Origin of the sequence: Halorubrum sp. SD626R, assembly GCF_001261915.1 — an archaeon.
In the GTDB taxonomy this organism is placed as follows: Archaea; Halobacteriota; Halobacteria; order Halobacteriales; family Haloferacaceae; genus Halorubrum.
Map to the genome: position 1 here is coordinate 1 of NZ_CVRT01000103.1, position 22,757 is coordinate 22,757.

Below are 22,757 nucleotides of genomic sequence, written 5' to 3' on the forward strand. Positions count from 1 at the left end.
GCACAGCACCGCACCTCACGCCTCCCCAGCCTCGCCGCTCGCTCGGGGCTCCCTTCGGTCGCCCAGGTCGCTCGCGGCGTCCCTCACACGCGCACCTCGCGGCCGCCGGTGGCGGCCGCTCGGCGGCGCGCGCCACCGCAGTGTCCGTTTACAGATAGCCGTCGGCGTCTCAGTCCGCCGGTTCCGACGGCTCCGGCTGTCCAACCGGGGTCGGCGCGTCCCCCGTCTCGATCGCGCGGCGGACCGCCTCGTCGATCTCGACGAGGTGACAGAGGGGGTTCCCGGGGTAGACGACGGGGTTCTCCAGGAGTCCGATGAGGAGCCCCGTGAAGGGGGCCTCGATGCCGACCGCGTCCTGCTTGAACGGGTTGGTGATCGTCGCGATGCGCTCGCCCTCGCGGACGAGCGACCCGCTCTCGAAGTGCGTGTCGACGATGCCGCCGGAGTCCGCGCGCAGCCACGTTTTCTCGCCCGCGCCGGCGATGATCGTCCGCCAGCCGGGCCAGCGCACGGTGTCGGCGTCGAGCAGTCCGTACTCGGCGAAGACGGAGCGCACGCCGCCGAGCGCGTCGTCGATGAGCGGGCGCTGGAACCGGTGGGCCTCGCCCATCTCGATCGTGATCGTCGGGATCCCGTTGGCCGTCGCCTCGCCGCGGAGGGTACCCCCCGGCCCGTCGCTGTCGATGATCACCTTCGAGCCGAACGCCATCGCGAGGCGATGGACGCCGGCGTCGGCCATGTCCGCGCGGACGTGGAGCATGTTCGTCCGGCCGCGGGTGGAGGTATGGAAGTCGAGCCCGAAGTCGCAGGGCGCGATGAAGTTCTCGTAGATCCGGTGGGCCATCCGCTTCGAGCTCGTCGAGCCGGGCTTGCCGGGGAACGAGCGGTTGAGGTCCCGGTCGTAGACGGGGAGGTAGCGCTGCTGGGCGAGGAAGCCCGGGACGTTGAGGACGGGGAGGCAAACGAGCGTCCCCGCGAGGTCGCCGAGGTCCCACTCGTGGGCGACCTCGCGGACCACCTCGACCCCGTTGAGCTCGTCGCCGTGCGCGGCCGCGGTGAGGAACACCGTGGGACCGTCGCGCTCGCCGTTGACGATCGTCACGGGGATCCGGACGGGGTCGCCGAGGTACGTCTCGCTGATCCCGTAGCGGATGTTCTGCGTCTCGCCGGGCGGCACCGCGCCGCCGTTGTACGTGAACACCCGGTCGTCGCTCATGTCACGAGGGAGCGGGGCGGGGGGTATATATATGACGACCGGAGAATCGAGGGACTGACGTGTCGCCGACCGGTCGGCTGTCGGTCGGCGGCAACCTCGGATTCGGTCGGCGGTTGCCCCCGGCTCACCGATCGGGCGACCTTTTACCCGGGCCCACGCAGGTGCGGCCATGAGTTCGGATCCGGTCCGGGTGGGAGTGCTGTCGCTGCACAACAGCAAGGAAACGAAGGCGATCTGCAACGCGGTCGAGGACCTCGGTCACGAGCCCGTCTGGCTCCGCGAGGAGAACGCCGCGATCAGCGTCGAGGACGGCGACGTCTCGGTGGAGCCCGCCGTCGACGTCATCGCGAACCGACTGCTCCTGTCGAACACCGACCAGCCCGCGGAGCTGCTCGGGCTGGCGACGACGTTCGAGCGCATCCGGCCGATGCTGAACGAGCCGAACGCCGTGCTGGCGTCGATCCACAAGTTCGCGACGGCGGCGACGCTCGCCGACTGGAACATCCGGGTGCCCGACGCGCTGCTCGCGCTGTCGAACGACCGGCTCAACGAGGGCCGGGAGCGCTTCGGCGAGGTCGGCGTCTACAAGACCGCGATCGGCACCCACGGCGGCGGCACGTGGAAGGTCGACCTCACCGAGCGGGTGAACCCGAAGGTCGGCAACCGGCAGGCGTTCCTCCAGCAGCTCATCGACCGCGACGACGAGAAGCATCGCGACCTGCGCGTCTACATCGTCGGCGACGAGATCGTCGGCTCGATGTACCGCTACGCGCCCGAGGGCGACTGGCGCACCAACGTCGCGCTCGGCGGCGCGGTCGAGGACGCCACCGACGACATGCCCGAGGAGGCCGCAGAGACCGCGCTGTACGCGGCCGACGTGATGGACCTCGACTACGCCGGCGTCGACCTCGTCGAGGGGTACGACGGCTGGTACGTGCTCGAAGTGAACCCGACGGCCGGCTTCAAGGGGCTCTACGAGGCGACCGGCACGAGTCCGGCCCCCCACATCGCGCGGCTCGCGATCGAGACGGTCGGCGGCGAGGTGGACGACGCCGACGTCGAGCGCGTCGCGGCCACCCTCGACGACTCGCGGCCGTCCTGCGCGCCCGTGCCGAAGAAGAACCCGTCCGAACAGCCCGACATCGGCTACATCGAGGAGGTCGTCGTCACGGGGACCTCCGGCTCCACGCAGGCGCTCGCGAAGTCGGACACGGGCGCGACCCGGACGAGCATCGACACGCAGCTGGCCGCCGAGATCGGCGCGGGCCCGATCAAGAGCATGACGCGCGTGAAGTCGGGGAGCGTGAAGGGCGGGAAGGCGCGGCCCGTCGTCGACCTCGTCATCGGCATCGGCGGGAACCAGCACACCGTCACCGCCAGCGTCGAGGACCGCGGTCACATGGAGTACCAGCTCCTCCTCGGCCGCGACATCCTCACGGACTACCGGGTCGACGTCCGGCGGCGCGCCGACACCGACGAGGCCGAGCGCGGGGAGGCCGGCGAGATCCTGGAAGAGGAAGAGTAGCGAACGCGAGAGGCGAGGCGATTCGACAACGAAAGCGGTGGCGCGTGCCTGCGAGGCCGCCTCGCGGCCGAGCAGCACGCGCGAGGGACGCGGTGAGCGCTCGGAGAGCGCGAACCGCGAGGCTGGGGAGGTGTGAGGCTGCGGTGCCGGGCGGGTGAGACTCAAAGGGGCAGCTGCGAGGGCGACACAGGCGACGCAAGCACCGCAGGGAGCGAGCACCGCGAGCGACCGAGGAGCACAGCGAGCGTGTGTCGCCCTCGCAGCTGGGGCTTTGGAGGTGTTCACTGCAGGATCGTCGATTACGTACAACTGAGCGACTGGATCTTCGATGCTATCCGATATCACTCAGTACACAACAACTTACGACTCGTACTCCGCCCAGATGTAGCGCGTCCCGTAGCTCCGGTACGGCCGCCACGCCTCGGCGATCTCGCGCATCTCCCCCCACGTCAGCTCTTCGCCGTCGTTGTACACCTGCTCGATCCCCTTCCGCACCGCGAGGTCGCCGAGCGGGAGCACGTCCTCGCGGCCGAGCGCGAAGATGAGGTACATCCGGGCGGTCCACTCCCCCACACCCCGGATCTCGGTGAGGGCGTCGACGACCGCCTCGTCGCTCGCGTCCGCCAGCCCCTCGCGGGTCAGGTCGCGGTCGCCGTCGCGGAACGCCGCGGCGGCCGCGCGCAGGTACTCGACCTTCGTGCCGCTGAGCCCGGCCTCGCGCAGGGCGGTCTCGTCGGCCGCGAGCACGCGATCGGGGGTCGGTTCGCCGCCGAGGACGTCCACGAAGCGCTCTCGGATGGCCGCCGCGGAGGCGGTCGAGAGCTGCTGTTTCACGATCGAGGTGCAGAGGCGCGCGAACTCGTCGTCCGCGGGCTCGATCGACAGCCGGCCGTGCCGATCGATCAGCGTCGCCATCGTCGGATCCTCGCGCAGGGTCGCCGCGGCTCGGTCGTCCATCGGCCGGGCGTTCGAGCCGGAGCCACCCGACGGTTTCGGTCGCGGCGACGGTCGGGCCCGTCGCGCGCTCCGGGCGTCGTAAACTTGCCGCGGGTTTCGCGTTTGGAAGATGGAAACGTTCAACCGCCGCGGTTCCGACCGATACCGTATGCAACTCGACGACGTCCAGCGCGTGACGGTCCTCGGCGCCGGGAACATGGGGCACGGCATCGCGGAGGTCGCCGCCCTCGCGGGCTACGACGTGGCGCTGCGGGACATCGAAGAGGACCTCGTCCAGGACGGCTACGACCAGATCGAGTGGTCGCTCGGCAAGCTCGCGGAGCGGGACCGCATCGGCGACGACGAGGCCGAGGCGGCGCTCGACCGCGTCCAGACGTTCGTCGACCTCGAAGCGTCGCTCGCCGACGCCGACGTGGTGATCGAGGTCGTCCCGGAGAAGATGGCGATCAAGAAGGACGTGTACGACGAGGTCGTCGAGCACGCGCCCGACGAGGCCGTCTTCGTCACCAACACCTCCAGCCTCTCGATCACGGAGCTCTCAGAGGTGACCGACCGCCCCGAGCGCTTCTGCGGGATGCACTTCTTCAACCCGCCGGTGCGGATGGACCTCGTCGAGGTCATCTCCGGCAAGCACACCTCGGAGGAGACCCTCGACCTGATCGAGGGGCTCGCGGAGTCGATGGGGAAGACCCCGGTCCGCGTCCGGAAGGACAGCCCGGGCTTCATCGTCAACCGGATCTTGGTCCCCCTCATGAACGAGGCGGCGTGGATCGTCGAGTCCGGCGACGCCACGATGGAGGCGGTCGACTCCACGGCGAAGTTCGACATGGGGCTCCCGATGGGCTCGTTCGAGCTCGCCGACCAGGTCGGCATCGACGTGGGGTATCACGTCCTGGAGTACATGCACAAGACCCTCGGCGAGGCGTACCGCCCCTGCCCGCTGCTCGTCGAGAAGGTCGAGGCCGACGAGCTCGGGAAGAAGACCGGGGAGGGGTTCTACGACTACGAGGACGGCGACGGCGCTCGGATCCCCTCGGACGCGGTCGACGCGGACGTTCGGCGGCGCCTGCTCGCGGTGATGGCCAACGAGGTCGCCGGCCTGATCGGGAACGACGTCGCCGACGCGCCCGCGATCGACCGGGCCGTGACGCTCGGCGCCGGCTTCCCGGACGGTCCCGCGAAGCTGGCCGACGACGAGGGCCTCGCGGCCCTCGTCGACGTGCTCGACGCGCTCCACGAGGAGACGGGCGAGGCGCGCTACGAGGCGACCGACTACCTGCGCGAGGCCGCCGAGGCCGGCGGCTTTCACGGCGGGGGCGACGGCGACGCCGAGGGCGACGACGGCGAGGACGCCGCGGGCGACGCGCTCGACTACGACGCCCTCAACGTCGCCGTCGAAGACCGGGTCGGACACGTCGAAATCGACCGCCCGCACCGGATGAACACGATCAGCGGGGAGCTGCTGGACGAGCTCGACGACGCGATCGACCGGCTGGACGCGGACGACGACGTGCGCGCGATCCTGCTGTCGGGCGCCGGCGACCGCGCCTTCTCGGCGGGCGCGGACGTACAGAGCATGGCCGCCGGCGGCGCGGACCCGATCGACGCCGTCGAGCTCTCGCGGCGGGGGCAACGGACGTTCGGTAAGCTGGAGGAGTCCGACAAGCCCGTCGTCGCCGCCATCGACGGCTACTGCCTCGGCGGCGGGATGGAGCTCGCGACCGCGGCCGACCTGCGGGTCGCCTCCGAGCGCTCGGAGCTCGGCCAGCCCGAGCACGACCTCGGGCTCCTCCCGGGATGGGGCGGGACGCAGCGGCTCGCCCGGATCGTCGGGGAGGGGCGCGCGAAGGAGATCATCTTCACCGCCGAGCGCTACGAGCCGGAGACCTTGGAGGGGTACGGCTTCCTCAACGAGGTCGTCCCCGGCGACGAACTCGACGAGCGCGGGCGCGAACTCGCCGAGGGGCTCGCAGCCGGCCCGCCGATCGCCCAGAAGTACACGAAGCGCGCGATGCACGCCGGCCGCACCGACGCCGAGGCCGGCCTCGAAGTGGAGGCGATGGGCTTCGGCCACGTGATGAACACCGACGACCTCGTGGAGGGCGTCACGGCGTTCATGGGCGACGGCGAGCCGGAGTTCGAGGGGAAGTAGGCCCGCCGCGGGACGCGAGGCCGAGACCTCCCCGATCGATCGCGACCGCTACAGCGGGGTGTCGGCGGCCGCGGCGACCTGTCTGCCGAGGCTGGCGACGAGATAGGTGACGGCGGTGACGAACAGCGCGGCGCCGAGGGCGTTCGAGACACCGGGCAGCGCGGACTCGACGAATCCGGGGAGGGTCGTCGCCCCGGACAGCGGGACGAGGAGCACGGCGACGCCCCTTCGGAGGGACCGCTTCTGGCTCGGCTCTGACATGGCGTCGGGAGCGGAACGCGGAGGATAAAGGCTCTGGCGGTCTCGTTCGGCTCGATTCGTCGCGGTCCGCCGCGGGTCGATCGGTCAGACGTACCCTTCCTCGACGAGCAGTTCGCCGTTGAGCAGCGAGGCGCCGGCCGCACCGCGGATCGTGTTGTGCGCGAGGCAGTTGTACTTCGCGCCGGCGGTCGTCGACTGGACGCCGCCGGCGACGATGCCCATCCCGTCCGCGTACGTGCGGTCGAGGCGGGGCTGGGGGCGCTCCGGCTCGTCCTCGCCGAACACCTTGATGAGCTGGTCGGGCGAGCTCGGAAGGTTCCCGGCGCCCTCGAACGAGCGCATCGCCTCGCGGAGGTCCGCGGGGGAGGGGTCCTCGGCGAACTCGGCGAAGACGTTCTCCAGGTGGCCGTCGAGCGTCGGGATCCGGTTACAGGAGGCGGCCACGTCGGCGCCGTGGAGGTGGACTTCCGCGCCGTCGAACTCGCCGAGCAGCTTGCGCGACTCCGTCTCCATCTTGTTCTCCTCGCCGCCGATGTGCGGGATGGCGTTGTCGATGATCTCCATCGAGGTGACGCCGGAGTAGCCCGCGCCCGAGACCGCCTGCAGCGTGGAGACGCGGACGCTCTCCAGCCCGAACCGGTCGACCGCCGCGAGCGTGGGGACCATCGTGATCGTCGAGCAGTTCGGGTTCTTCACGAGGGCGCCGTCCCAGCCGCGCTCGTCGCGCTGGACCTCGATGAGGTCGAGGTGGCCGGGGTTGATCTCGGGGATCGTGAGGGGGACGTCGGCGGCCATGCGGTCGTTCGAGGAGTTCGAGGAGACGACGTATCCCTCTTCGAGGAAGGCGGGCTCGACCTCGGCGGCGACCCCCGAGGGCAGCGACGAGAACAGGAGATCGACGTCGGCGTCCGCGATCCCCGCGGGGGTCGTCTCCGCGACCGTCATCTCCGCGACCCCGTCGGGGATCGGGGTGTCTACGCGCCACTTGGCGGCCTCTCGGTACGTCTTCCCGGCGCTCTCCGCGCTCGCGGTGACGGCCGCGAGGTCGAACGTCGGGTGGTCGTCGAGCAACTGGATGAACCGCTGACCCACGGCGCCGGTGGCACCGAGGATACCGACTCGTACAGACATTGCGCGTGGGTCGGTCACAGGGACGTAAGTGCGTTCGGATACGCGCCGAATCCGCCCGGCGCGGGAGAGAGTCCCCGCGTCGGACCGGTCGTCCCGATCTCCGAGACGCCGACCGAGAGCGCGAGAAGAGCGACAAACGGTCGCCGTGAGCGCCATCGATCCGAGATCGGTTCCCGAGCGCGCCGAATTCCGCCGAATCCATCAGCCTGAGGCCACGGGTGGTATTAAATACTCGCGTGTGAGAGTGAGTACCAATGACCGGGTTCGGAGCGCTGTCCGTCGCCCCGCCGCTGCTCGCGATCGTCCTCGCGGTGATCACCCGCAAGGCGGTGCTGTCGCTGTTCCTCGGCATCTGGTCGGGGGCCGTTATCGTCACGGGCGGGCTCGGGATCGTCCAGACGTTCGAGTGGATCGTCGCGGCGGTGTCCGACGAGTTCCAGGCGACCATCCTCGTCTTCACGCTGCTGCTCGGCTCCGGCGTCGCCATGGTGTGGAACCTCGGCGGCACCGCCGCGGTCCGCGACTGGGCGCTCGGACGGCTCGACTCCCAGCGGCAGGCCGGACTCGTCGCCTGGGGGCTCGGGATCGTCCTCTTCTTCGACGACTACGCGAACACCGCGATCGTCGGCTCGGCGATGAAAGACGTCTCCGACCGCCTCCGGATCTCCCGCGAGAAGCTCTCGTACATCGTCGACTCGACGGCGGCGCCGGTGGCGACGCTGGGGATCTCCTCGTGGGTCGCCTTCCAGCTCTCGCTCATCGGCGAGGGGTACGAGGCCGCGGGCGTCGACGCCGCGAACCGCCCCGGCACCTTCGAGGTGTTCGTCTCGTCGATCCCGTTCAACATGTACGCGATCCTCGCGATCGTGATGGTCCTCCTGATCGTCGGCTCCGGGCGCGACTACGGCGAGATGCTGACCGCCGAGAACCGGTCGTGGACCTCGGGGAAGGTGACCCGCGACGAGGCGGTCCCGATGCAGGACGTCGCCGGGGAGCTCGGGGAGCCGCCGGCGTCGACTCCGCGACTCGTCAACTTCTTCGTCCCCGTGGCGGCCCTCGTCGCCGTCACGGTCGCGACCGCGCTGTGGTCCGGCGAGTTCTCGCCGGTCGGCTTCGGGAGCGACCTCCTCGCCGGCGAGCTCGGCGCGGCCGGCGGGCGGCTGTGGGACGCCGCGCTCGACGCCTCCTACGAGGTGGCGCTCATGATCGGCTCGTTCGCGATGGTCGCCAGCGGCTTCGTCCTCGGTAGGGTCTACGATATCTTCGGGTTCGGCGACGCGACCGAGTACACGATCGACGGCTTCGGGATCATGCTCACCGCGGCCTCCATCCTCGTGCTCGCGTGGGGGATCGGCGGGGCGATCGACGCCCTCGGCACCGGCGAGTACGTCGCGAACATCGCGGTGGGGTCGGTCTCGCCCGCGTTCCTGCCCGCCTTGGTGTTCGTCGTCGCCGGCGTCATCGCCTTCTCGACCGGCACCTCGTGGGGGACGATGGGGATCGTCACCCCGATCGCGATCCCGATCGCGTGGGAGATCAGCGGCGGCGGCGCGGCGGGCCACACGCTCGTGGCGGCGATGGTCGGCGTCATCTTCTCCGGCGCCATCTTCGGCGACCACAGCTCGCCGATCTCGGACACGACCGTCCTCTCGGCGACGTTCACCGGCGCCGACCTGATCGACCACGTCCGGACGCAGATCTACTACGCGGTCACGGTCGCGGCGGTCGTCGTCCTCCTACTGGTCGTCTGGGGGGTCACGCGGGTGACGCCGCTCGCGCTGCTCCCGCTGGGCGCCGCCCTGCTCGCCGGGCTCGTCTATCTCCTCTCGGAGTTCGACGCCGCCCGCCGGGGGATCGACCCGGTGTCGGTCTCGGAGCGACAGGAGGACGACGGCGAGCGCGTGGTCGTCGCCGGCGCGGAGCAGGACGACTGAGCACTCAACCGACTTCTTAAAAGCGTCCGCCGGCTACCGTCGGATGCGCGCCCTCAGTCCCCGCCCGAGTACTCCCCGATGGGAGCGATGACAGCGCGGAGAACCCAGGCGCGTGACATCCGGTCGCTGACGCGACCCGCCCGTCGCCGCGCAGGCGACCGCCCGCCACGAGGGTTTCCCGGTCGACGCGGCACGCCGCCGGAGATGAGACCGGTCGTTAGTGTTGCGGGCGTACATTTCAAGTGTGCTATTAGCTCCCAACGGCAGTTTTACATCCAGTTTCGACTCACGTATTCGAGCGTCACGTCGGACTGGTCGATATGTTCGGAGAGTTCGTGTACGACATTTCCCACCTCTCGAGCCGAAAGCGTCTGATCCTTCTGAAAGAGGATTCCAGCAGTGTCTTCGATGTCGATCTGAGTGAAGAAGTCGTCATCTTGGGTGAGAACGAGACGGTTCGTCTCGCGTCCGTACACAGCGATCGACCTATCGTCGGTGCCGAGATTGAGTTCCGCCACATCACCGACCCACTCGACATCGTGACCGAGTTTCCGCAGATAATTGATCGTCGCCTGCTCGACGTTTTCGTCTGCGAGAATTCGATACCCCATCAGCCACGCACGTCGTCGGGGTCTGTCGTCAGGTGGTCGTGGCCTTCAATCGCAGATCGCCGCTGGCGTTCAACCGTACGCATCTCCTCGGGATGGTCGTGGTAGTACGTGAGCGCTCGATAGACATCAGCTACGTCTAGACCGTGGCGATCGGCGACTGTTCTCGGGTTGAGCCCCCGCTCTTCGATCTGTTCTTTGATGAACTGAACAGTAATCCGTCTGCCTTCGAGATGCGGTTCGTCATGAAGTTCCTGTACGATACGTCTCGTCACCTGGCTCATACAGTACGCTACGCCGGCACTATACTTGAACGTCTGGGCCGGAATTCACCCATTTCACTTCCACCGAGCCTAGTAGTAGATTTTCGTCCGGTAGTGTCGCGGGCGACATTTCGACACCTCTGAGAGCGACCGCGCTCCCCTACTCCGAGTCCCGTAACACCAGCGGCCCGATGGCGAGCGTCCGCTTCGCGATGGTGAGGACGCGGAGGAGGTAGGAGACGAAGAGCGAGAACGGGAAGAGCGTGACCGCGAACGCGGCTCCGACGACGAGCGTCACGTGGTCGACGCCGAGGGTGCGACCCGGGAACGTCCCGGCGTCGACGGCGGTGAGCATGACGCCCGCGACGACCAGCGCCGGCACCGCGGCGTACAGGATTAGCCGGGAGAGGTCGATCAGCTCCCACCGGAAGTACAGCGTCTTGACGTGCTCGCGGACGGGACCGAACAGCGACAGCGCCTCCCGCAGCTCCCCGAGGAGGTCGCGCTCGGCGTCGGTGAGCGCCTCGTCGTGTGCGTCGGTGATCCGCTCGATCCGACCGATCTTCGGGCTGTAGTCGAAGTCGAGGGCCGCGAACACCACGTCGAAGGAGCCGAACGAGGCGCCGTCGAGCCGACCGCGCACGGCCTCGACGTTGTCGACGAGGTCGGCGGCGAGTTCGTCGACGTCCGCGGCGAGATCGTCGACGTCCGCAGCGAGGTCGTCGACGCCCTCCTCGGGAGCGGTCCCGTTGGGGTCGTCGTCGCCGCGTTCGCGGACCGACTCGCGAACGTCTCGAACGCGGTCGGACGCGGCCACGAGCAGCGCGTCGAGGAACGCCGCGGGGTCCGTGGGCGCCGGCGACCCGGTCAGCTCGGCGACGGAGTTCCGGACCGCGAGCGTGTCCTCCATCCGCTCCTGTTGGTCGCCGAGCGGACCGGTCTCCTGCGTGAGCACGACCTGTCCGATGGTGACGACGAGCGTCGCTCCCGTGACGATGGCCGTGATCATCGACGCGAACAGCGTCTCGATCGGATCGCTCGCGCCGACCTTCGCCGCGAGCGACGGCGAGAGGATGATCGCGACGGCGACGAACGCGACGAAGACGGTGCACGAGAGGACCGTCGCGACGACGAGCCGGTTCGCGCGCAACAGCAGCCAGAGCTTCACGCGATTCTCGCCGGCGCGCTCGCGCATCGTGTCGGCGGTGTCCGTGCCGCTCTCGGCGTCGTCCGCGTCGTCCTCGCTCGACGCTCCCGACCCCCCGCTCATCGCGGCTCGACGCGCACCGAGAGGTCGTCGACGTAGTGGGTCGCGTCCGCCTCCCAGATCACGGCCGTGCCGACGGCGAGGTAGAGCGTGTCCGTCGACAGCTCCGGGGTCGTCCACTCGAAGGCGTACTCGCGCCAGCCGCCGGCGAGCCACAGCGCGTCGCGCAGCCCGCTCCAGAACTGCCCGCTCACCTCGATCCGATACGAGCTCCCGGACTCGATCGGGACGGGGCTGACCACCCACGTCACCCCGTCGTCGTATTCGCCCTGGTTCCAGATCCGGGGCGACCGCTCCCCCACGGCCGCCTCCTCCTCGGAGACGTCGACCTCCCAGTCGAAGTCCTCGATATCGACCTCCGGGCCGATCGCGGCGCCGGCCTCCCACTCCCAGATCCCGTCCTCGAACCCCTCCTCGAAGGTCGGAGCGTCGCCGCCGCTCGCACAGCCCGCGAGGTCGGCCGCGCCGGCCGCGGCGCCCGCCCGCATCAGGTCTCGTCGCCTCACGGCGCCCCACGTCCGTTCATGCGGGAACACGACGATCGGCCGACGGATAAGTACACGGTGCCGGACGGGACCGGTTCGCCCGGCGGGGGTCGGTAGGGATTAAATACCGGCCTGACGGAACGGGTACGCGCTGGTCCGCCCGCTCTCGGTCGGGCCCGCGGCGATCGAGACGCTGCTCTGGCTGACGGTCCTCACGGTGCTGATGGTCGCCGCGCTGTGGTCCGGACGGCTGCTCTCGCGCTCCGAGGGCGTCCTCTTCGTCTGTTTCGAGCCGGCTCGGTGGGCGCTCGGGCTCCTCCGGATCTTCGGCTGATCCGCGCAGGGGTCCCGAACAACGCTTTTGTAGCTACGGCGACCAGCGACGGGTATGACAGAGGGTTCGGTGTCCGTTCCGCCCGAGCAGTACGAGCGGCTCGCGGCGCTCGCGGCCGCCCGCGGCGTGACGCCCGAGGCCCAGCTCGCCCGCCTCATCGACGACGCCTACGAGGGGCTCGACGGCGACGCGGAGCCGCCGGAATCGCTCCCGCTCGGCGTCTCCACGCCGGACGACGAGGAGTAAGGATCCCGAGAGGAACCCCGAGCGACTCGGGTCACTTCCACTCGTCGGTGTCGTCCGCGGACCCGAGCTCGCCCTTCGCCCGCCTCGGGGCCCGGCGCAGGGTCAGCGCCAGCACGGCGAGGTAGAAACAGGCGACCAGCGCGAGCACGAAGGCGCCGGGAATCGCGCCGACGTCCGCGGTCGCGACGACGCCGCTTCCGGCGGGCGTGAACACCGTGAGTCGGACGACCCACGCGGCGATGAGAACGGTGAACAGCGGAGCGTACACCCGTCGGAGACGGCGGGAAATCGCCTCGGCGCTCGGCGTCTTGATCGTCGGCTCGCGGAGGTCCTCGCTCAGGAGCTTCCGCCAGTTCGACTGCTCGACGCCCTCGGGATCGAGCGCGTTCGCGAACACGTTCTCCTCTAGGAGCCGCACGCGGGACCGCCAGACGTCGAACATGCGGTACCGGCGGATCTCGATCCCGAGGAAGACGCTGAGCATCACGAGCCCGATGAGCAGCACGTAGTGCGGGCGCGACTCGTTCGAGAACGTCCACGTGAGCAGCGACGCCGTCACCACGACCGCCCAGTTGGTCGTCCGGTCGATGCGGGTCCGCCACGAGCTCATCCGCCCGAGCTCGCCGCGGTAGGTGTGGGCCATGAGCGAGAGGAGGTCGGAGCGGTCGCTCGCGGCCTCGGCGGCGACCTCGCGCTCCTCCCGCGACCCGGGATCGAAGTCTTCCGGTGGTTCCGACATACGACGCCGTACCGGCCCCCGACGGGTAAATCCCGATGCGGCGCCCCGCGTTGGTCCCGATGCGAGCGGTTCAGGCCGGGTCGGCCTTCGTCGCCTCGACCGCCACGTCGTCGGGGTCGACGCCGATCCGCGCGAACTGAGTGCGGACGTGTTCCTCGGCCGCGTCGAGCGCGGCGGACTTGGTGTCGAAGCCGCGGGGCATCGGCTCCTCGAAGGCGACCCGGATCTCCTCGCCGTCGACGGTGAGCGCCGACCCGCCGCTCTCGACCTGATAGAAGGCGTCGCACACCCAGACGTAGGGGGCGTCCTCGTCGGGCGCGCCCTTGTACGTCGGCGGGTCCTCGCCGCGCTCGAACACCGTTCCGGTGAGGTCGGTCCCGCCGCCGCTGCCGCGAACCAGAATCATACCGTCGGTAGGGGCCCGACGCGGAAAAGGGGCCCGTGACGGGCGCGGGCGCCGCCCGAGACCCTCGCGACGCCCGAGGCGACGCGGAGGGCGAAACGCTTTCGGCGTGGCGGCCGCTGGTTCGCTCATGACGCTGGAGGACTTCACCGAGTTCACCGACGACGAGGGCGGCGGCGAGGGAGACGCCGCCGACGCCCCCGACGACGCCGACTCGACCGGCGCCGGCGACACCGACGACGCGCCCGGGGCGGAGGCGTCGGCCTCGGGAGGCGCGGCGACCGGCGACGGCGGACGGGCGGCGCCCGCGGCCGTCGAGAGCGACGCAGCCGACGGCGACGCGGCCGACGACGGGTTCGCCGCGTACGACGTGGAGCCGGCGGGCGAGGACGCCGGTCTCGGCGTCGTCTCGGTCTCGCAGGGGCTCCGCGTCGCCGAGGAGGAAGACGAGACGACGCTGCGGGCGTTCGTCACGACGGGGAACCGCGAGGCGGTGCGGCTCGGGAAGTACCTCCTCGTCCCGTATCCGGACGGCGAGCGGCTGTTCTGTCGGATCACGGGGTTGGAGTACGCCCAGGAGTTCCGCTCGGACGACGCCACCGAGATCCACGCCCGCCGCCAGATGCGCCGCGACGACTTCGCCGAGCGCGACTACAAGTTCATGGCCGAGCTGGAGCCGATGTCGGTCGTCTACGGCGAGGGCGACGGGATGAAGCGCCGGATGACCGACCGGGTCCCGAAGCCGGGCGCGGTCGTCGAGGAGGCCTCCGACGACGCCGAGATCAAGACCGGGCTGAAGATCCCCGAGGACGGCGTCTTCCTCGGCCACCTCTCGGTCGGCGGCGAGAAGGTGCGGACGGCGGCGGAGCCGCCCACCGTCGACTACCGGGTGAAGGACGACTACGCCGACGGCGACCCGCTCGCGTTCCGGCACACCCTCGTCGCCGGCGGGACCGGGTCCGGGAAGACCCACGCCTCGAAGAACGTCCTCCGGCAGTACCTCGACTCGGACCGCACCTACCCGACCGGCGACGGCCGCGAGTCGCGCATGGCGGTCGTCCAGTTCGACCCGCAGGACGAGTACGCGCAGATGCACGACGACAACCCCGACCTCGACGCCGACTTCGCGCGCCGGCTCGACCGCGAGGGGATCGCCCACGGCGGCCACGACGACACGGTCGCCCTCGTGCCGCGGGTCGCGAACGCGAGGTACCCCGGGGAGGGCCACCGCGCCGAGCGCGTCGAGTTCACCATTCCCTTCTCGCTCGCGCGGGACATGCCGTGGCTCGTCGCCGGCTCCGGGCTCAACGACAACCAGTACCCCGCGCTGTTGACGCTCCTGAACCGCTTCTTCGACGACTACGGCGACTCGGGGACGTACAGCCAGTTCCTCTCGTACCTCGACGACCCGGCGCTGAAGGAGGAGCTCGACGAGAGCGGCCGGGTCCACGAGGCGACGTTCGACGCCGTCAAACGACGGGTGCGCGCGGTCCCCGGGGGCGTCTTCGATCAGGACGCGAAGCCGATCACGGAGCTGGACCACACCCTCGTCCGCCCCGGCGGGCTCTCCGTGATCCCGACGTACCACCTGCCGACCTCGCGGCAGAAGGAGATCGTCGTGCTCGCGGTCGCGGGGCTGCTCGTCGACGACAAGCTCTCGAACGACCCCGACAGCGACCGGATCGAGGAGACGCCGCTCCTCATCGGCATGGACGAGGCGCACAACTTCCTCGCGGACGCCGACAACGTGCAGGCCCGGAAGGTCGTCCAGAAGTTCACGGAGGCCGCGAAGCAGGGCCGCAAGGAGCGGCTCGGGCTCTTCCTGATCACCCAGGATCCGCAGGACGTGGCCGAGTCGGTGTTCAAACAGGTGAACACGAAGATCGTTCTCAACCTCGGCGACGAGGACGCCATCAGCAGCGTCAACATCCCCTCGAACCTCGCCGGCAAGGTCCCGTACATGGAGAAGGGTCAGATGGTCGTCTACTCGCCGGACAACTCCGAGCCCGTCGAGCTGATCGGGCTCTCGAAGTGCGTGACGCGCCACGGCGACTGAGCGGGTCGACTCCGGGTCGGAGCCGGTTTCCACGGGGCGGAAGTCGCCGTCGACCTTTTTCAGGGCGGACCGAGAACTGCCGCGTATGACCAAACGGATCCTCGTAGCGGTCGACGGCTCTGAGGAGGCGGCCGAGGCGCTGCGGTTCGCGGTCGAGGAGTGGCCGGACGCCGCGGTGACGGCGCTCCACGTGATCAACCCGGCGGACTCGACGACCGGCGCGGACGGCGGGTTCCCGGGCGCGGTCGACCAGTGGTACGAGAGCGCCAAGGGCCGCGGCGAGCGGATCCTCCGCGAGGCGAGGGAGACGGTGGACCGAGAGGTGGACACCAGGCTGGAGGTGGGTCGACCGACCGCGACGATCCTCGCGGTCGCGGGCGGCGAGACCCCGGTCGGGGACGGGGACGGCGGAGAGGGGACCGCAGAGCCGTTCGACCACCTCGTGCTCGCGAGCCGCGGCCGGACGGGGCTCTCGCGCATCCTGCTCGGCAGCGTCGCCGAGGGGGTCGTCCGACGAGCGGAGGTGCCGGTGACGGTCGTGCGGTAGGCCGGGGACGGAAGCTCTGTACGACCGTCAGAAGACACGCTTGGCCGCGCCGTCGTCACTCCTCGGCGCGCTCGGCCTCGACGATCTCGCCGACGACGGTCCAGCCCCCCTCGTCCGGTCCGGACCGACCCAGCAGCACCGACTCGTGACCCTCGGAGGTGATCAGGCGGAACTCGGCGTCGCGGTCGGCGTCGGTGCGGACGCCCTCGCCGCGGAACTCGCGCTGGAAGAACTCGGTGGACGAGAACTCGAAGACGCCGGTCTCGCCGTCGTCGAGGGTGAGTCGGACCGGGCGCGGCTGGACGTTGTGGATCCGCTTCGCGATCGGGTGGAGATCGGGCATGACCGCGAGTCGGTGCGGTTCGGGAATAAAACCGCGGTCCGGTGCGCGGTGACCCATCGGAGTCGCCGAACCGGAGGTACCGCGCCGACGCGCGGCGTTATCTTGCCACGGAGCGTAGACTAACGCGATACCAATGATGCCAGCATCGCTAACCTACCTGCGCGACGGCGACGACGCCGTCGTGACCGTCCTGATCGGCGGCGTGCTCCTGGTCGCGAGCCCGCTCGTCGTCCCGTCGGTCCTCGTGCTCGGCTACGTCTCGCGCGTGCTTCGACGGACTGCGGACGGCGACGACGCGCCGCCGGCCTTCGAGGCGTGGGTGGACCTCCTCGTCGACGGCCTGAAGGCGTTCGTCGTCGCGTTCGTCTACTCGCTGCTACCGCTCGCGGTCCTCGCGATCGCCGCCGCGCTGGCCCTCGGGACGTTCGTCGTGGTGCCGGGCGGCGGCGACGCCGGAGCCGCCGCGGGAGGCCTCGCCCTGGGCGCGCTCGCGCTCGCCCTCGGGATCGCCGGCGTCGTCGTCTCGCTCGTCGGGCTCTACGTGACGCCCGCGGCGCTGGCCGCCGTCGCCGAGTCGGGCCGGGTCGGCGACGGGTTCGCGATCGGGGCGCTCTGGACCGCCGTCTCGAAGCGAGCGTACGCGATCGGGTGGCTCACCGCCGCCGCGATCGTGCTCGCCGGCACGCTGGCGATCGGCGTCCTCTCCGTGGTACCGGTCCTCGGGACGATCGCGGGCTTCTTCGTCCAGTTCTACGCGCTCGTGGCCGCGGCGGCGGTCGTCGGTCGGACGTGGGCCGACGTGCGACCCGTCTCGCCCGATCCGCCGGAGCCGGAGCTCGCGGAGCGGCCCGCGGTGTAGGCGTCGGAGAAAGCGACCGCAGCCAAAACCGGACCCAGCGAAACGCCGGGGGAGCCGCGTTACGCGTCGAGGACGTCGTCGTAGTCGCCGGCGTCGACGCGGTCGTCGAACGTCCGGGCGTCCTCGCCCTCGATGGTGACGCCGAGGGAGGCGCAGGTGCCGCCGACCTCCTTGGCGGCGTTCTTCACGTCGTACGAGAGCAGGTCGGTCGACTTCTGTTCGGCGACCTTCTTCACCTGTTCGATCGACATGTCGGCGACGAAGTCGGTCTGAGGCTCGCCGGAGCCCGTCTCGAACCCGGCCTCGTCCTTGATCAGTTCGGCCGTCGGCGGGACGCCGACCTCGATGGTGAACGAGCCGCCGTCGTCGTACTCGATCGTGACGGGGACCTCCATCCCGTCGAACGCGGCGGTCTCCTCGTTGATCTGCGACACGACGTCCTGTACGTCCACCGGCGTCGGTCCGAGCTCGGGACCGAGCGGCGGGCCGGGGTTGGCCTGCCCGCCGGGGACGAGCGCTTCGATGGTTCCAGCCATGTCCGTACGAACCCGGCGGCGACTTTTAACGGTTGTTCTTTCGGGTAGGGGGCGCTAGCGGTTCGCATACGGCGTGACGGCGACGGCCGGATACTCCCGGCCTACGACTCCGCGCCGGTCGGGTCGCCCGCGGCGCCCCCCGTCTCGCCCGCGGTGCGCCCCGGGAGGAAGGTCCCGGTCTCGCGGCGGACGCCGACGAGCAGCGCGACGCCCGCGGCGAGCGGGAAGACCGCACAGGCGGCGTAGACCGGGGCGAAGCCGACCGCGTCGATCAGCGGCAGCGACACCATCGGGCCGAGCGCGCCGCCGACGTCGCCGAAGACGTTGTTCGTCCCGGAGGCCCGCCCCATCCGCTCGTCGGGGGTGAGGTCGGCGAGCAGCGCCATCATCGGGCCGCTCGTGCCGCCCTGTCCGGCGCCGATACAGACGCAGGCGAGCGCGAGGTCGAGGGTCGACCCGGACCGGGAGAGCAGGAGGAACCCGACGAACGAGACGACGAGGAAGGTCAGCAGGACCGGCGTGCGCGAGTCGCGGGAGTCCGAGATCCGACCGCCGACGAGCATGAAGAAGGACGCCGAGAGGACGGTGCCGGCCATGAACAGCCCGGAGGTCCCCTGCGGGGCGAGCCCGAACAGCGAGATGTCCTTCGCCCCGAGGAATAAGACGAGCGTGGAGAACAGCGCGCCGATGTATGCGAACAGCAGCCCGAAGTTGACCAGCCCGACCGTCAGCGCGGGGACGCCGGTGTCGACGTCCCACGGCCTGATCGAGTCGCCCGAGCGCTCGCCCGTGACGTGCGTCTCCGGGACGTACCGGTGGGCCACGACGCTGGCGGTGAGCGCGAAGGCGGCGGCGACGGCGAAGGCGGCCGCGTTGCCGGCCAGCGACGAGACGACGCCGCCGAGCACGAGCCCCGCCGGAAATCCCATCGTGATGCCCCCGCGGACGACGCCCATGTTCGTCCCGCGCGAGCCGCTGTCGGAGAGGTCGGCCGCGATGGTGTAGGCGGTCGCGAACACCGCGGCGGAGCCGAGCCCCCAGAGGACCCGAGCGAGGAGGAACCACGTCTCGGGCGCGACGGCGACAGAAACCGACGCGAACCACCACTCCGGTCCGATCGCGACGGCGCCGACCGCGACCCGCGGCAGCGACGCCGCGAGGGGTCGGAGCGACTCGGCCGGGGGCATCGCGAGCGCGACGACGTAGCCGAGCGTGGCGACCCCCTCGACGAGGAGGCCGTAAATGAACGGCTTGCGCGTCCCGTACCTGTCGACGAGGGCGCCGGCCGGTGCGTTCGCGACGAGCCGCACCCAGCGGTTCGCCGAGAGGATGAGGCCGACCGTGAACGCCGAGATGCCGAGGACCGCGCCGAGGTTCGGCAGGATCGGGAAGACGACGCCGCCGCCGAACCCGACGAAGAAGGTGCTGGCGATCACCGCGAGCAGCACGGTCGGCGGCCGATCGAAGCCGAGCCACCCCATCTCAGGGGCCTCGCAGAGGCGCCGGGCCTCGCCCGCGTCGCGTCGAGCGCGCGCTCATTCGGTCCCGCCCTCGCGGAGCATCGAGGTGATACCGTCCTCCAGCGAGGGGATCGCCACGCCCTCGGCGAGCAGCGGTTCGACGATCCGCTGGAGCGTCGCCTCGGCGACCCGGCGGGTGTACGTCGGTTCGGGGAGGTCGTCGACGTCGGTCGCTTCGTCGCCGTCCCCGCCGGTGAGAGTGATCTGTCTGGTCCGCGCGCCGTCGAGGGTGGCGACCACGAGGGCGGCCGTCTCCTCGACGTCGACCTCGCGGAAGACTCCTTCCTCGATCCCCGATTCGAGGATGTCGGCGACGGTGCCGCGCAGCAGCCGGTCGCTCCTGACCAGCTGCTCGCGGATGCGATCGTTGAACGGGCCCTGCGTCCGGAGTTCGAGCAGGGCGATGTGGAACGCCTCGCGGTCGACGGCGTCGGCCTCGAAGACGAACCAGCCGACGAACCCGGCAAGCCGCTCCGCCGGGGGGTCGTCGGCGCGGGCCCGGATCCGCGCCTCGGAGTCGGTGATGACGTAGTCGAGGAACGCGACGAGGAGGTCCTCCTTCGTGTCGTAGTGGTAGTGCAGCAGCGACTTGCTCTTCGAGCACTCGTCGGCGATGTCCTGCATCGTGACGTCGGCGTAGCCGTGGGCGCGGAGCGCGCGGTAGACCCCGTCCATGATCTCGTCGGCCGCGCCCGGCTGGTCGCTCATTGACTGACTGGTCAGTCAGCGATCGGTAAATCCCTATCGGTCGGGGGCGTTCGGTCCGACGCCCGCGAATGCAGCCGACGCTCGCGGGTGTGAAACAGTCGAAAAGCCGATACAACCTTGGAACGTCGTCGTCAGCGGTTACAGACGGGTGACGTTCGTGGCGCGCGGACCCTTGTCCGCTTCCTCGATGTCGAACTCGACTTCCTGACCCTCCTCCAGGTCCGGGCCGCCGACGTCCTCCATGTGGAAGAACACGTCCTCGTCCGCGTCGTCAGTCTCGATGAATCCGTAGCCGCCGGTGTCGTTGAAGAAGTCAACCTTCCCTTTCGCCATTGCGTCCGTACGGGCGGGAGGAGTACATAAAAGGCTTCCGCGAGCGAGGGCGCCGTGACAGACGGAGACACACCTCGGCGAGTCGGGACCCCTTCCGGGCCGTCCCCGCCGTGTTAGTAACTACTATACGACCCCAGTGCGGAAGCGTTAGACATGAGTCAGTCGTACAATCGAGGCCTCATCGAGGACTTCAGCCGGTGGCGGGAGTTCGAGGCGGGGATGTGGGCCTGGATCTTCCATAAGTTCACGGGGTGGGTGCTCATCGGCTACCTGTTCACCCACATCGCCGTGTTGAGCACCGGTATCCCGGCGGCGGGCGCGAGCGAGGCCGCGATCATGGCGGGAGAGGACGTGTACACCCAGACGATCGTCAGCCTGGAGAGCCTGTTGTTGGTGCGGCTCCTCGAGGTCGGCCTGCTCGCGGTGGCCGTCTTCCACATGCTCAACGGGACCCGGCTCCTCCTCGTCGACCTCGGCGTCGGCCTGGAGTCGCAGAACAAGAGCTTCTACGCGTCGCTGATCCTCACGGGAGCGATCACCGTCGCGTCCGTGCCGACGTTCATCGCGGGGGCGTTCTGAGATGGCCGAGCGCTACTCCTCGTTCCAGTCGGGCGGGCGGATGTGGCTGCTCCAGCGGATCACGGCGGCGTTCCTGCTCGTCGTGCTGGCGTTCCACTTCTTCCTGCTCCACTTCGTCCACCACGCCGACGAGGTCTCGTTCCTCGCCAGCTCGGCGCGGATGGAGAACCTGAGCTACTACTCGCTGATGATCCTCTTCCTCGTGACCGCGACGTTCCACGGGGTCAACGGCGTCTACAATGCCCTCGTCAACCAGGGGCTCACCGGCACCAAACGAACCGTCATCAAATGGACGCTCGTCGCCGCGAGCACGGTCCTGATCGTGCAGGGCGTGCGCACCGCGAACGCGTGGGCGGGCATCGGACTCTACTGAACCGACCATGAGCACACAGATACCCAAGCAGACCGAGGAATCGAGCGAGACCGAGACCGATGCGGAGGTCGCCTCCAAGGGCGACGAGCGGCGGACCGAGAAGCGCCGCCGGGCCGCGGAGGAGCGCGCCCGCCGGCAGGCCGAAGAGGCCGAGAAGGCCGCGGCCGACGAGGATACGATCGAACTGAAGGTGTTCCGATACGACCCCGAGGTGGAGGGGAAACAGGAGCCGCGGTTCGACACCTTCCACGTCCCGTTCACGAAGGGGATGACCGTCCTCGACGCGCTGATGTACTCGCGGGACAACTACGACTCCTCGCTTACGTTCCGCCACTCCTGCCGGCAGGCGGTGTGCGGCTCGGACGCCATGTTCGTCAACGGCGGCCAGAAGCTGGCGTGTAAGACCCAGATCGTCGAGTTAGAGGAGCCGATCCGCGTCGAGCCGCTCCCGCACGCCGAGGTCGAGAAGGACCTCGTCGTCGACATGGAGCACTTCTACGACCAGATGGAGGCGGTCGAGCCGTACTTCCAGACGAACGAGTACCCCGACGGCGAGCTGGAGGAGCAGCGCCAGACGCGGGAGAACCGCGAGAAGGTGAAGATGTCGACGCGCTGCATCTGGTGTGGCGCCTGCATGTCCTCGTGTAACATCGCCGCCGGCGACAACGAGTACCTCGGCCCCGCCGCGATCAACAAGGCGTACCGGTTCGCCATGGACGAGCGCGAGGGCGAGGAAGTCAAACAGAAGCGGCTGGAGATCATCGAGCAGGAGCACGGCGTCTGGCGGTGCCAGACCCAGTTCTCCTGTACCGAGGTGTGCCCGAAGGACATCCCGCTCACCGAGCACATTCAGGAGCTGAAACGCGAGGCGGTCAAGAACAACCTGAAGTTCTGGTAGCGACGGGAGACACCCCTAAGTCACTCCAGATCCAACCGATTACCATACCAACAATGCACGAACACGACGTCATCGTTGTCGGCGCCGGGGGGGCGGGCCTCCGGGCGGCGATCGCGGCACAGGAAGCCGGGGCCGACGTGGCCATCGTCTCGAAGCTCCACCCGGTCCGCTCGCACACGGGCGCGGCCGAGGGGGGAATCAACGCGGCGCTGCGCGACGCCGACTCCTGGCAGGACCACGCGTACGACACCATGAAGGGGTCGGACTACCTCGGCGACGCGCCGGCGGTCGAGGCCCTCTGTCAGGAGAGCCCCGAGGAGGTCATCCAGCTCGAACACTGGGGGATGCCGTTCTCCCGCGAGGAGGACGGTCGCGTCTCCCAGCGCCCGTTCGGCGGGCTCTCGTTCCCCCGGACGACGTACGCCGGCGCCGAGACCGGCCACCAGATGCTCCACACGATGTACGAGCAGGTGGTCAAACGCGG

26 protein-coding genes are annotated in these 22,757 nt (G+C 69.7%); 11 read left to right on the plus strand and 15 right to left on the minus strand.

The features are described 5' to 3' along the window. Positions 1-169: 169 nt before the first annotated feature. Positions 170-1,216 (minus strand): succinylglutamate desuccinylase/aspartoacylase family protein, encoded by a 1,047-nt coding sequence (locus tag SD626R_RS10895; RefSeq protein ID WP_092566385.1) that lies wholly within the window; start codon positions 1,214-1,216, stop codon positions 170-172. A 169-nt stretch (positions 1,217-1,385) separates the two neighbouring features. On the opposite strand from SD626R_RS10895, the gene SD626R_RS10900 reads away from it, so the two are divergent. After that, positions 1,386-2,741, plus strand: coding sequence for a RimK/LysX family protein (locus SD626R_RS10900; protein WP_176697313.1), 1,356 nt, complete (start codon positions 1,386-1,388; stop codon positions 2,739-2,741). Positions 2,742-3,101: 360 nt separating this feature from the next. On the opposite strand, the gene SD626R_RS10905 is transcribed toward SD626R_RS10900, so the two are convergent. Next, positions 3,102-3,698, minus strand: a complete 597-nt coding sequence (locus SD626R_RS10905) for a DNA-3-methyladenine glycosylase family protein (RefSeq protein WP_092566386.1) — start codon at positions 3,696-3,698, stop codon at positions 3,102-3,104. A 148-nt stretch (positions 3,699-3,846) separates the two neighbouring features. Here SD626R_RS10905 and SD626R_RS10910 point away from each other — a divergent pair, with 148 nt between their 5' ends. After that, entirely contained in the window at positions 3,847-5,850 is a 2,004-nt protein-coding gene (locus SD626R_RS10910) for a 3-hydroxyacyl-CoA dehydrogenase/enoyl-CoA hydratase family protein (RefSeq protein WP_092566387.1), read from the plus strand. 48 nt (positions 5,851-5,898) lie between these two features. Here the strand turns inward: SD626R_RS10910 and SD626R_RS10915 are convergent, their stop codons facing one another. Next, positions 5,899-6,111 carry a hypothetical protein gene (locus tag SD626R_RS10915; RefSeq protein ID WP_092566388.1) on the minus strand — a complete coding sequence of 71 codons (213 nt, stop codon included), beginning with the start codon at positions 6,109-6,111 and terminating at the stop codon, positions 5,899-5,901. An 84-nt stretch (positions 6,112-6,195) separates the two neighbouring features. Then, positions 6,196-7,242, minus strand: a complete 1,047-nt coding sequence (gene asd, locus SD626R_RS10920) for an aspartate-semialdehyde dehydrogenase (protein ID WP_092566389.1) — start codon at positions 7,240-7,242, stop codon at positions 6,196-6,198. 254 nt (positions 7,243-7,496) lie between these two features. Between asd and SD626R_RS10925 the strand changes: the two genes are divergently transcribed. Further along, on the plus strand, positions 7,497-9,176 hold the full coding sequence (locus SD626R_RS10925) for a Na+/H+ antiporter NhaC family protein (RefSeq protein WP_092566390.1): 1,680 nt from the start codon (positions 7,497-7,499) through the stop codon (positions 9,174-9,176). 269 nt (positions 9,177-9,445) lie between these two features. On the opposite strand, the gene SD626R_RS10930 is transcribed toward SD626R_RS10925, so the two are convergent. From SD626R_RS10930 to SD626R_RS10945, 4 genes are all read right to left on the minus strand, one after another. After that, positions 9,446-9,787: a DUF5615 family PIN-like protein gene (locus SD626R_RS10930; protein WP_092566391.1), complete on the minus strand. Its 342-nt coding sequence runs from the start codon at positions 9,785-9,787 to the stop codon at positions 9,446-9,448. After that, the gene (locus SD626R_RS10935) at positions 9,787-10,068 is read right to left on the minus strand and encodes a DUF433 domain-containing protein (RefSeq protein ID WP_092566392.1); all 282 of its coding nucleotides are present in this window, start codon (positions 10,066-10,068) and stop codon (positions 9,787-9,789) included. Before SD626R_RS10935 ends, SD626R_RS10930 begins: the two co-directional genes overlap by 1 nt. Positions 10,069-10,207: 139 nt before the next feature. Next, the gene (locus SD626R_RS10940; RefSeq protein WP_092566393.1) at positions 10,208-11,317 is read right to left on the minus strand and encodes a DUF7972 family membrane protein; all 1,110 of its coding nucleotides are present in this window, start codon (positions 11,315-11,317) and stop codon (positions 10,208-10,210) included. Beyond that, positions 11,314-11,820 carry a hypothetical protein gene (locus SD626R_RS10945; protein WP_092566409.1) on the minus strand — a complete coding sequence of 169 codons (507 nt, stop codon included), beginning with the start codon at positions 11,818-11,820 and terminating at the stop codon, positions 11,314-11,316. The genes SD626R_RS10940 and SD626R_RS10945 overlap by 4 nt, the downstream gene beginning before the upstream one ends. Positions 11,821-12,187: 367 nt before the next feature. Between SD626R_RS10945 and SD626R_RS10955 the strand changes: the two genes are divergently transcribed. After that, positions 12,188-12,379 carry a hypothetical protein gene (locus tag SD626R_RS10955; protein ID WP_092566394.1) on the plus strand — a complete coding sequence of 64 codons (192 nt, stop codon included), beginning with the start codon at positions 12,188-12,190 and terminating at the stop codon, positions 12,377-12,379. Between the two features lie 31 nt (positions 12,380-12,410). Here SD626R_RS10955 and SD626R_RS10960 read toward each other — a convergent pair whose 3' ends face one another. Both SD626R_RS10960 and SD626R_RS10965 read right to left on the minus strand, forming a co-directional pair. Then, positions 12,411-13,118 carry a DUF2270 domain-containing protein gene (locus SD626R_RS10960; RefSeq protein WP_092566395.1) on the minus strand — a complete coding sequence of 236 codons (708 nt, stop codon included), beginning with the start codon at positions 13,116-13,118 and terminating at the stop codon, positions 12,411-12,413. Between the two features lie 70 nt (positions 13,119-13,188). Continuing rightward, on the minus strand, positions 13,189-13,524 hold the full coding sequence (locus SD626R_RS10965) for a DUF7113 family protein (RefSeq protein ID WP_092566396.1): 336 nt from the start codon (positions 13,522-13,524) through the stop codon (positions 13,189-13,191). A gap of 127 nt (positions 13,525-13,651) precedes the next feature. Between SD626R_RS10965 and SD626R_RS10970 the strand changes: the two genes are divergently transcribed. Both SD626R_RS10970 and SD626R_RS10975 read left to right on the plus strand, forming a co-directional pair. Continuing rightward, on the plus strand, positions 13,652-15,577 hold the full coding sequence (locus SD626R_RS10970) for an ATP-binding protein (protein WP_092566397.1): 1,926 nt from the start codon (positions 13,652-13,654) through the stop codon (positions 15,575-15,577). An 85-nt stretch (positions 15,578-15,662) separates the two neighbouring features. Next, the gene (locus SD626R_RS10975) at positions 15,663-16,124 is read left to right on the plus strand and encodes a universal stress protein (protein ID WP_092566398.1); all 462 of its coding nucleotides are present in this window, start codon (positions 15,663-15,665) and stop codon (positions 16,122-16,124) included. 55 nt (positions 16,125-16,179) lie between these two features. On the opposite strand, the gene SD626R_RS10980 is transcribed toward SD626R_RS10975, so the two are convergent. Continuing rightward, the gene (locus SD626R_RS10980; protein ID WP_092566399.1) at positions 16,180-16,467 is read right to left on the minus strand and encodes a DUF8072 family protein; all 288 of its coding nucleotides are present in this window, start codon (positions 16,465-16,467) and stop codon (positions 16,180-16,182) included. A gap of 133 nt (positions 16,468-16,600) precedes the next feature. Here SD626R_RS10980 and SD626R_RS10985 point away from each other — a divergent pair, with 133 nt between their 5' ends. Further along, positions 16,601-17,326 (plus strand): DUF4013 domain-containing protein, encoded by a 726-nt coding sequence (locus SD626R_RS10985; RefSeq protein ID WP_092566400.1) that lies wholly within the window; start codon positions 16,601-16,603, stop codon positions 17,324-17,326. Positions 17,327-17,385: 59 nt separating this feature from the next. On the opposite strand, the gene SD626R_RS10990 is transcribed toward SD626R_RS10985, so the two are convergent. From SD626R_RS10990 to SD626R_RS11005, 4 genes are all read right to left on the minus strand, one after another. Further along, positions 17,386-17,862 carry a 50S ribosomal protein L11 gene (locus SD626R_RS10990; protein ID WP_092566401.1) on the minus strand — a complete coding sequence of 159 codons (477 nt, stop codon included), beginning with the start codon at positions 17,860-17,862 and terminating at the stop codon, positions 17,386-17,388. Between the two features lie 101 nt (positions 17,863-17,963). Continuing rightward, entirely contained in the window at positions 17,964-19,343 is a 1,380-nt protein-coding gene (locus SD626R_RS10995; protein WP_092566402.1) for an MFS transporter, read from the minus strand. 54 nt (positions 19,344-19,397) lie between these two features. Next, positions 19,398-20,090 carry a TetR/AcrR family transcriptional regulator gene (locus SD626R_RS11000; protein ID WP_092566403.1) on the minus strand — a complete coding sequence of 231 codons (693 nt, stop codon included), beginning with the start codon at positions 20,088-20,090 and terminating at the stop codon, positions 19,398-19,400. Positions 20,091-20,228: 138 nt separating this feature from the next. Continuing rightward, entirely contained in the window at positions 20,229-20,423 is a 195-nt protein-coding gene (locus SD626R_RS11005) for a cold-shock protein (protein ID WP_092566404.1), read from the minus strand. Positions 20,424-20,576: 153 nt separating this feature from the next. Here SD626R_RS11005 and sdhC point away from each other — a divergent pair, with 153 nt between their 5' ends. The 4 genes from sdhC to SD626R_RS11025 all read left to right on the plus strand — a co-directional run. Next, positions 20,577-21,002 carry a succinate dehydrogenase, cytochrome b556 subunit gene (gene sdhC / locus SD626R_RS11010; RefSeq protein ID WP_092566405.1) on the plus strand — a complete coding sequence of 142 codons (426 nt, stop codon included), beginning with the start codon at positions 20,577-20,579 and terminating at the stop codon, positions 21,000-21,002. Between the two features lies 1 nt (position 21,003). Beyond that, the gene (locus SD626R_RS11015) at positions 21,004-21,375 is read left to right on the plus strand and encodes a succinate dehydrogenase/fumarate reductase transmembrane subunit (RefSeq protein ID WP_092566406.1); all 372 of its coding nucleotides are present in this window, start codon (positions 21,004-21,006) and stop codon (positions 21,373-21,375) included. Between the two features lie 7 nt (positions 21,376-21,382). After that, complete coding sequence (locus tag SD626R_RS11020; RefSeq protein WP_092566407.1) at positions 21,383-22,273, plus strand: succinate dehydrogenase/fumarate reductase iron-sulfur subunit; 891 nt, start codon at positions 21,383-21,385, stop codon at positions 22,271-22,273. A 53-nt stretch (positions 22,274-22,326) separates the two neighbouring features. Then, a partial coding sequence (locus SD626R_RS11025; protein WP_141651432.1) for an FAD-dependent oxidoreductase occupies positions 22,327-22,757 on the plus strand: 431 nt, incomplete at its 3' end.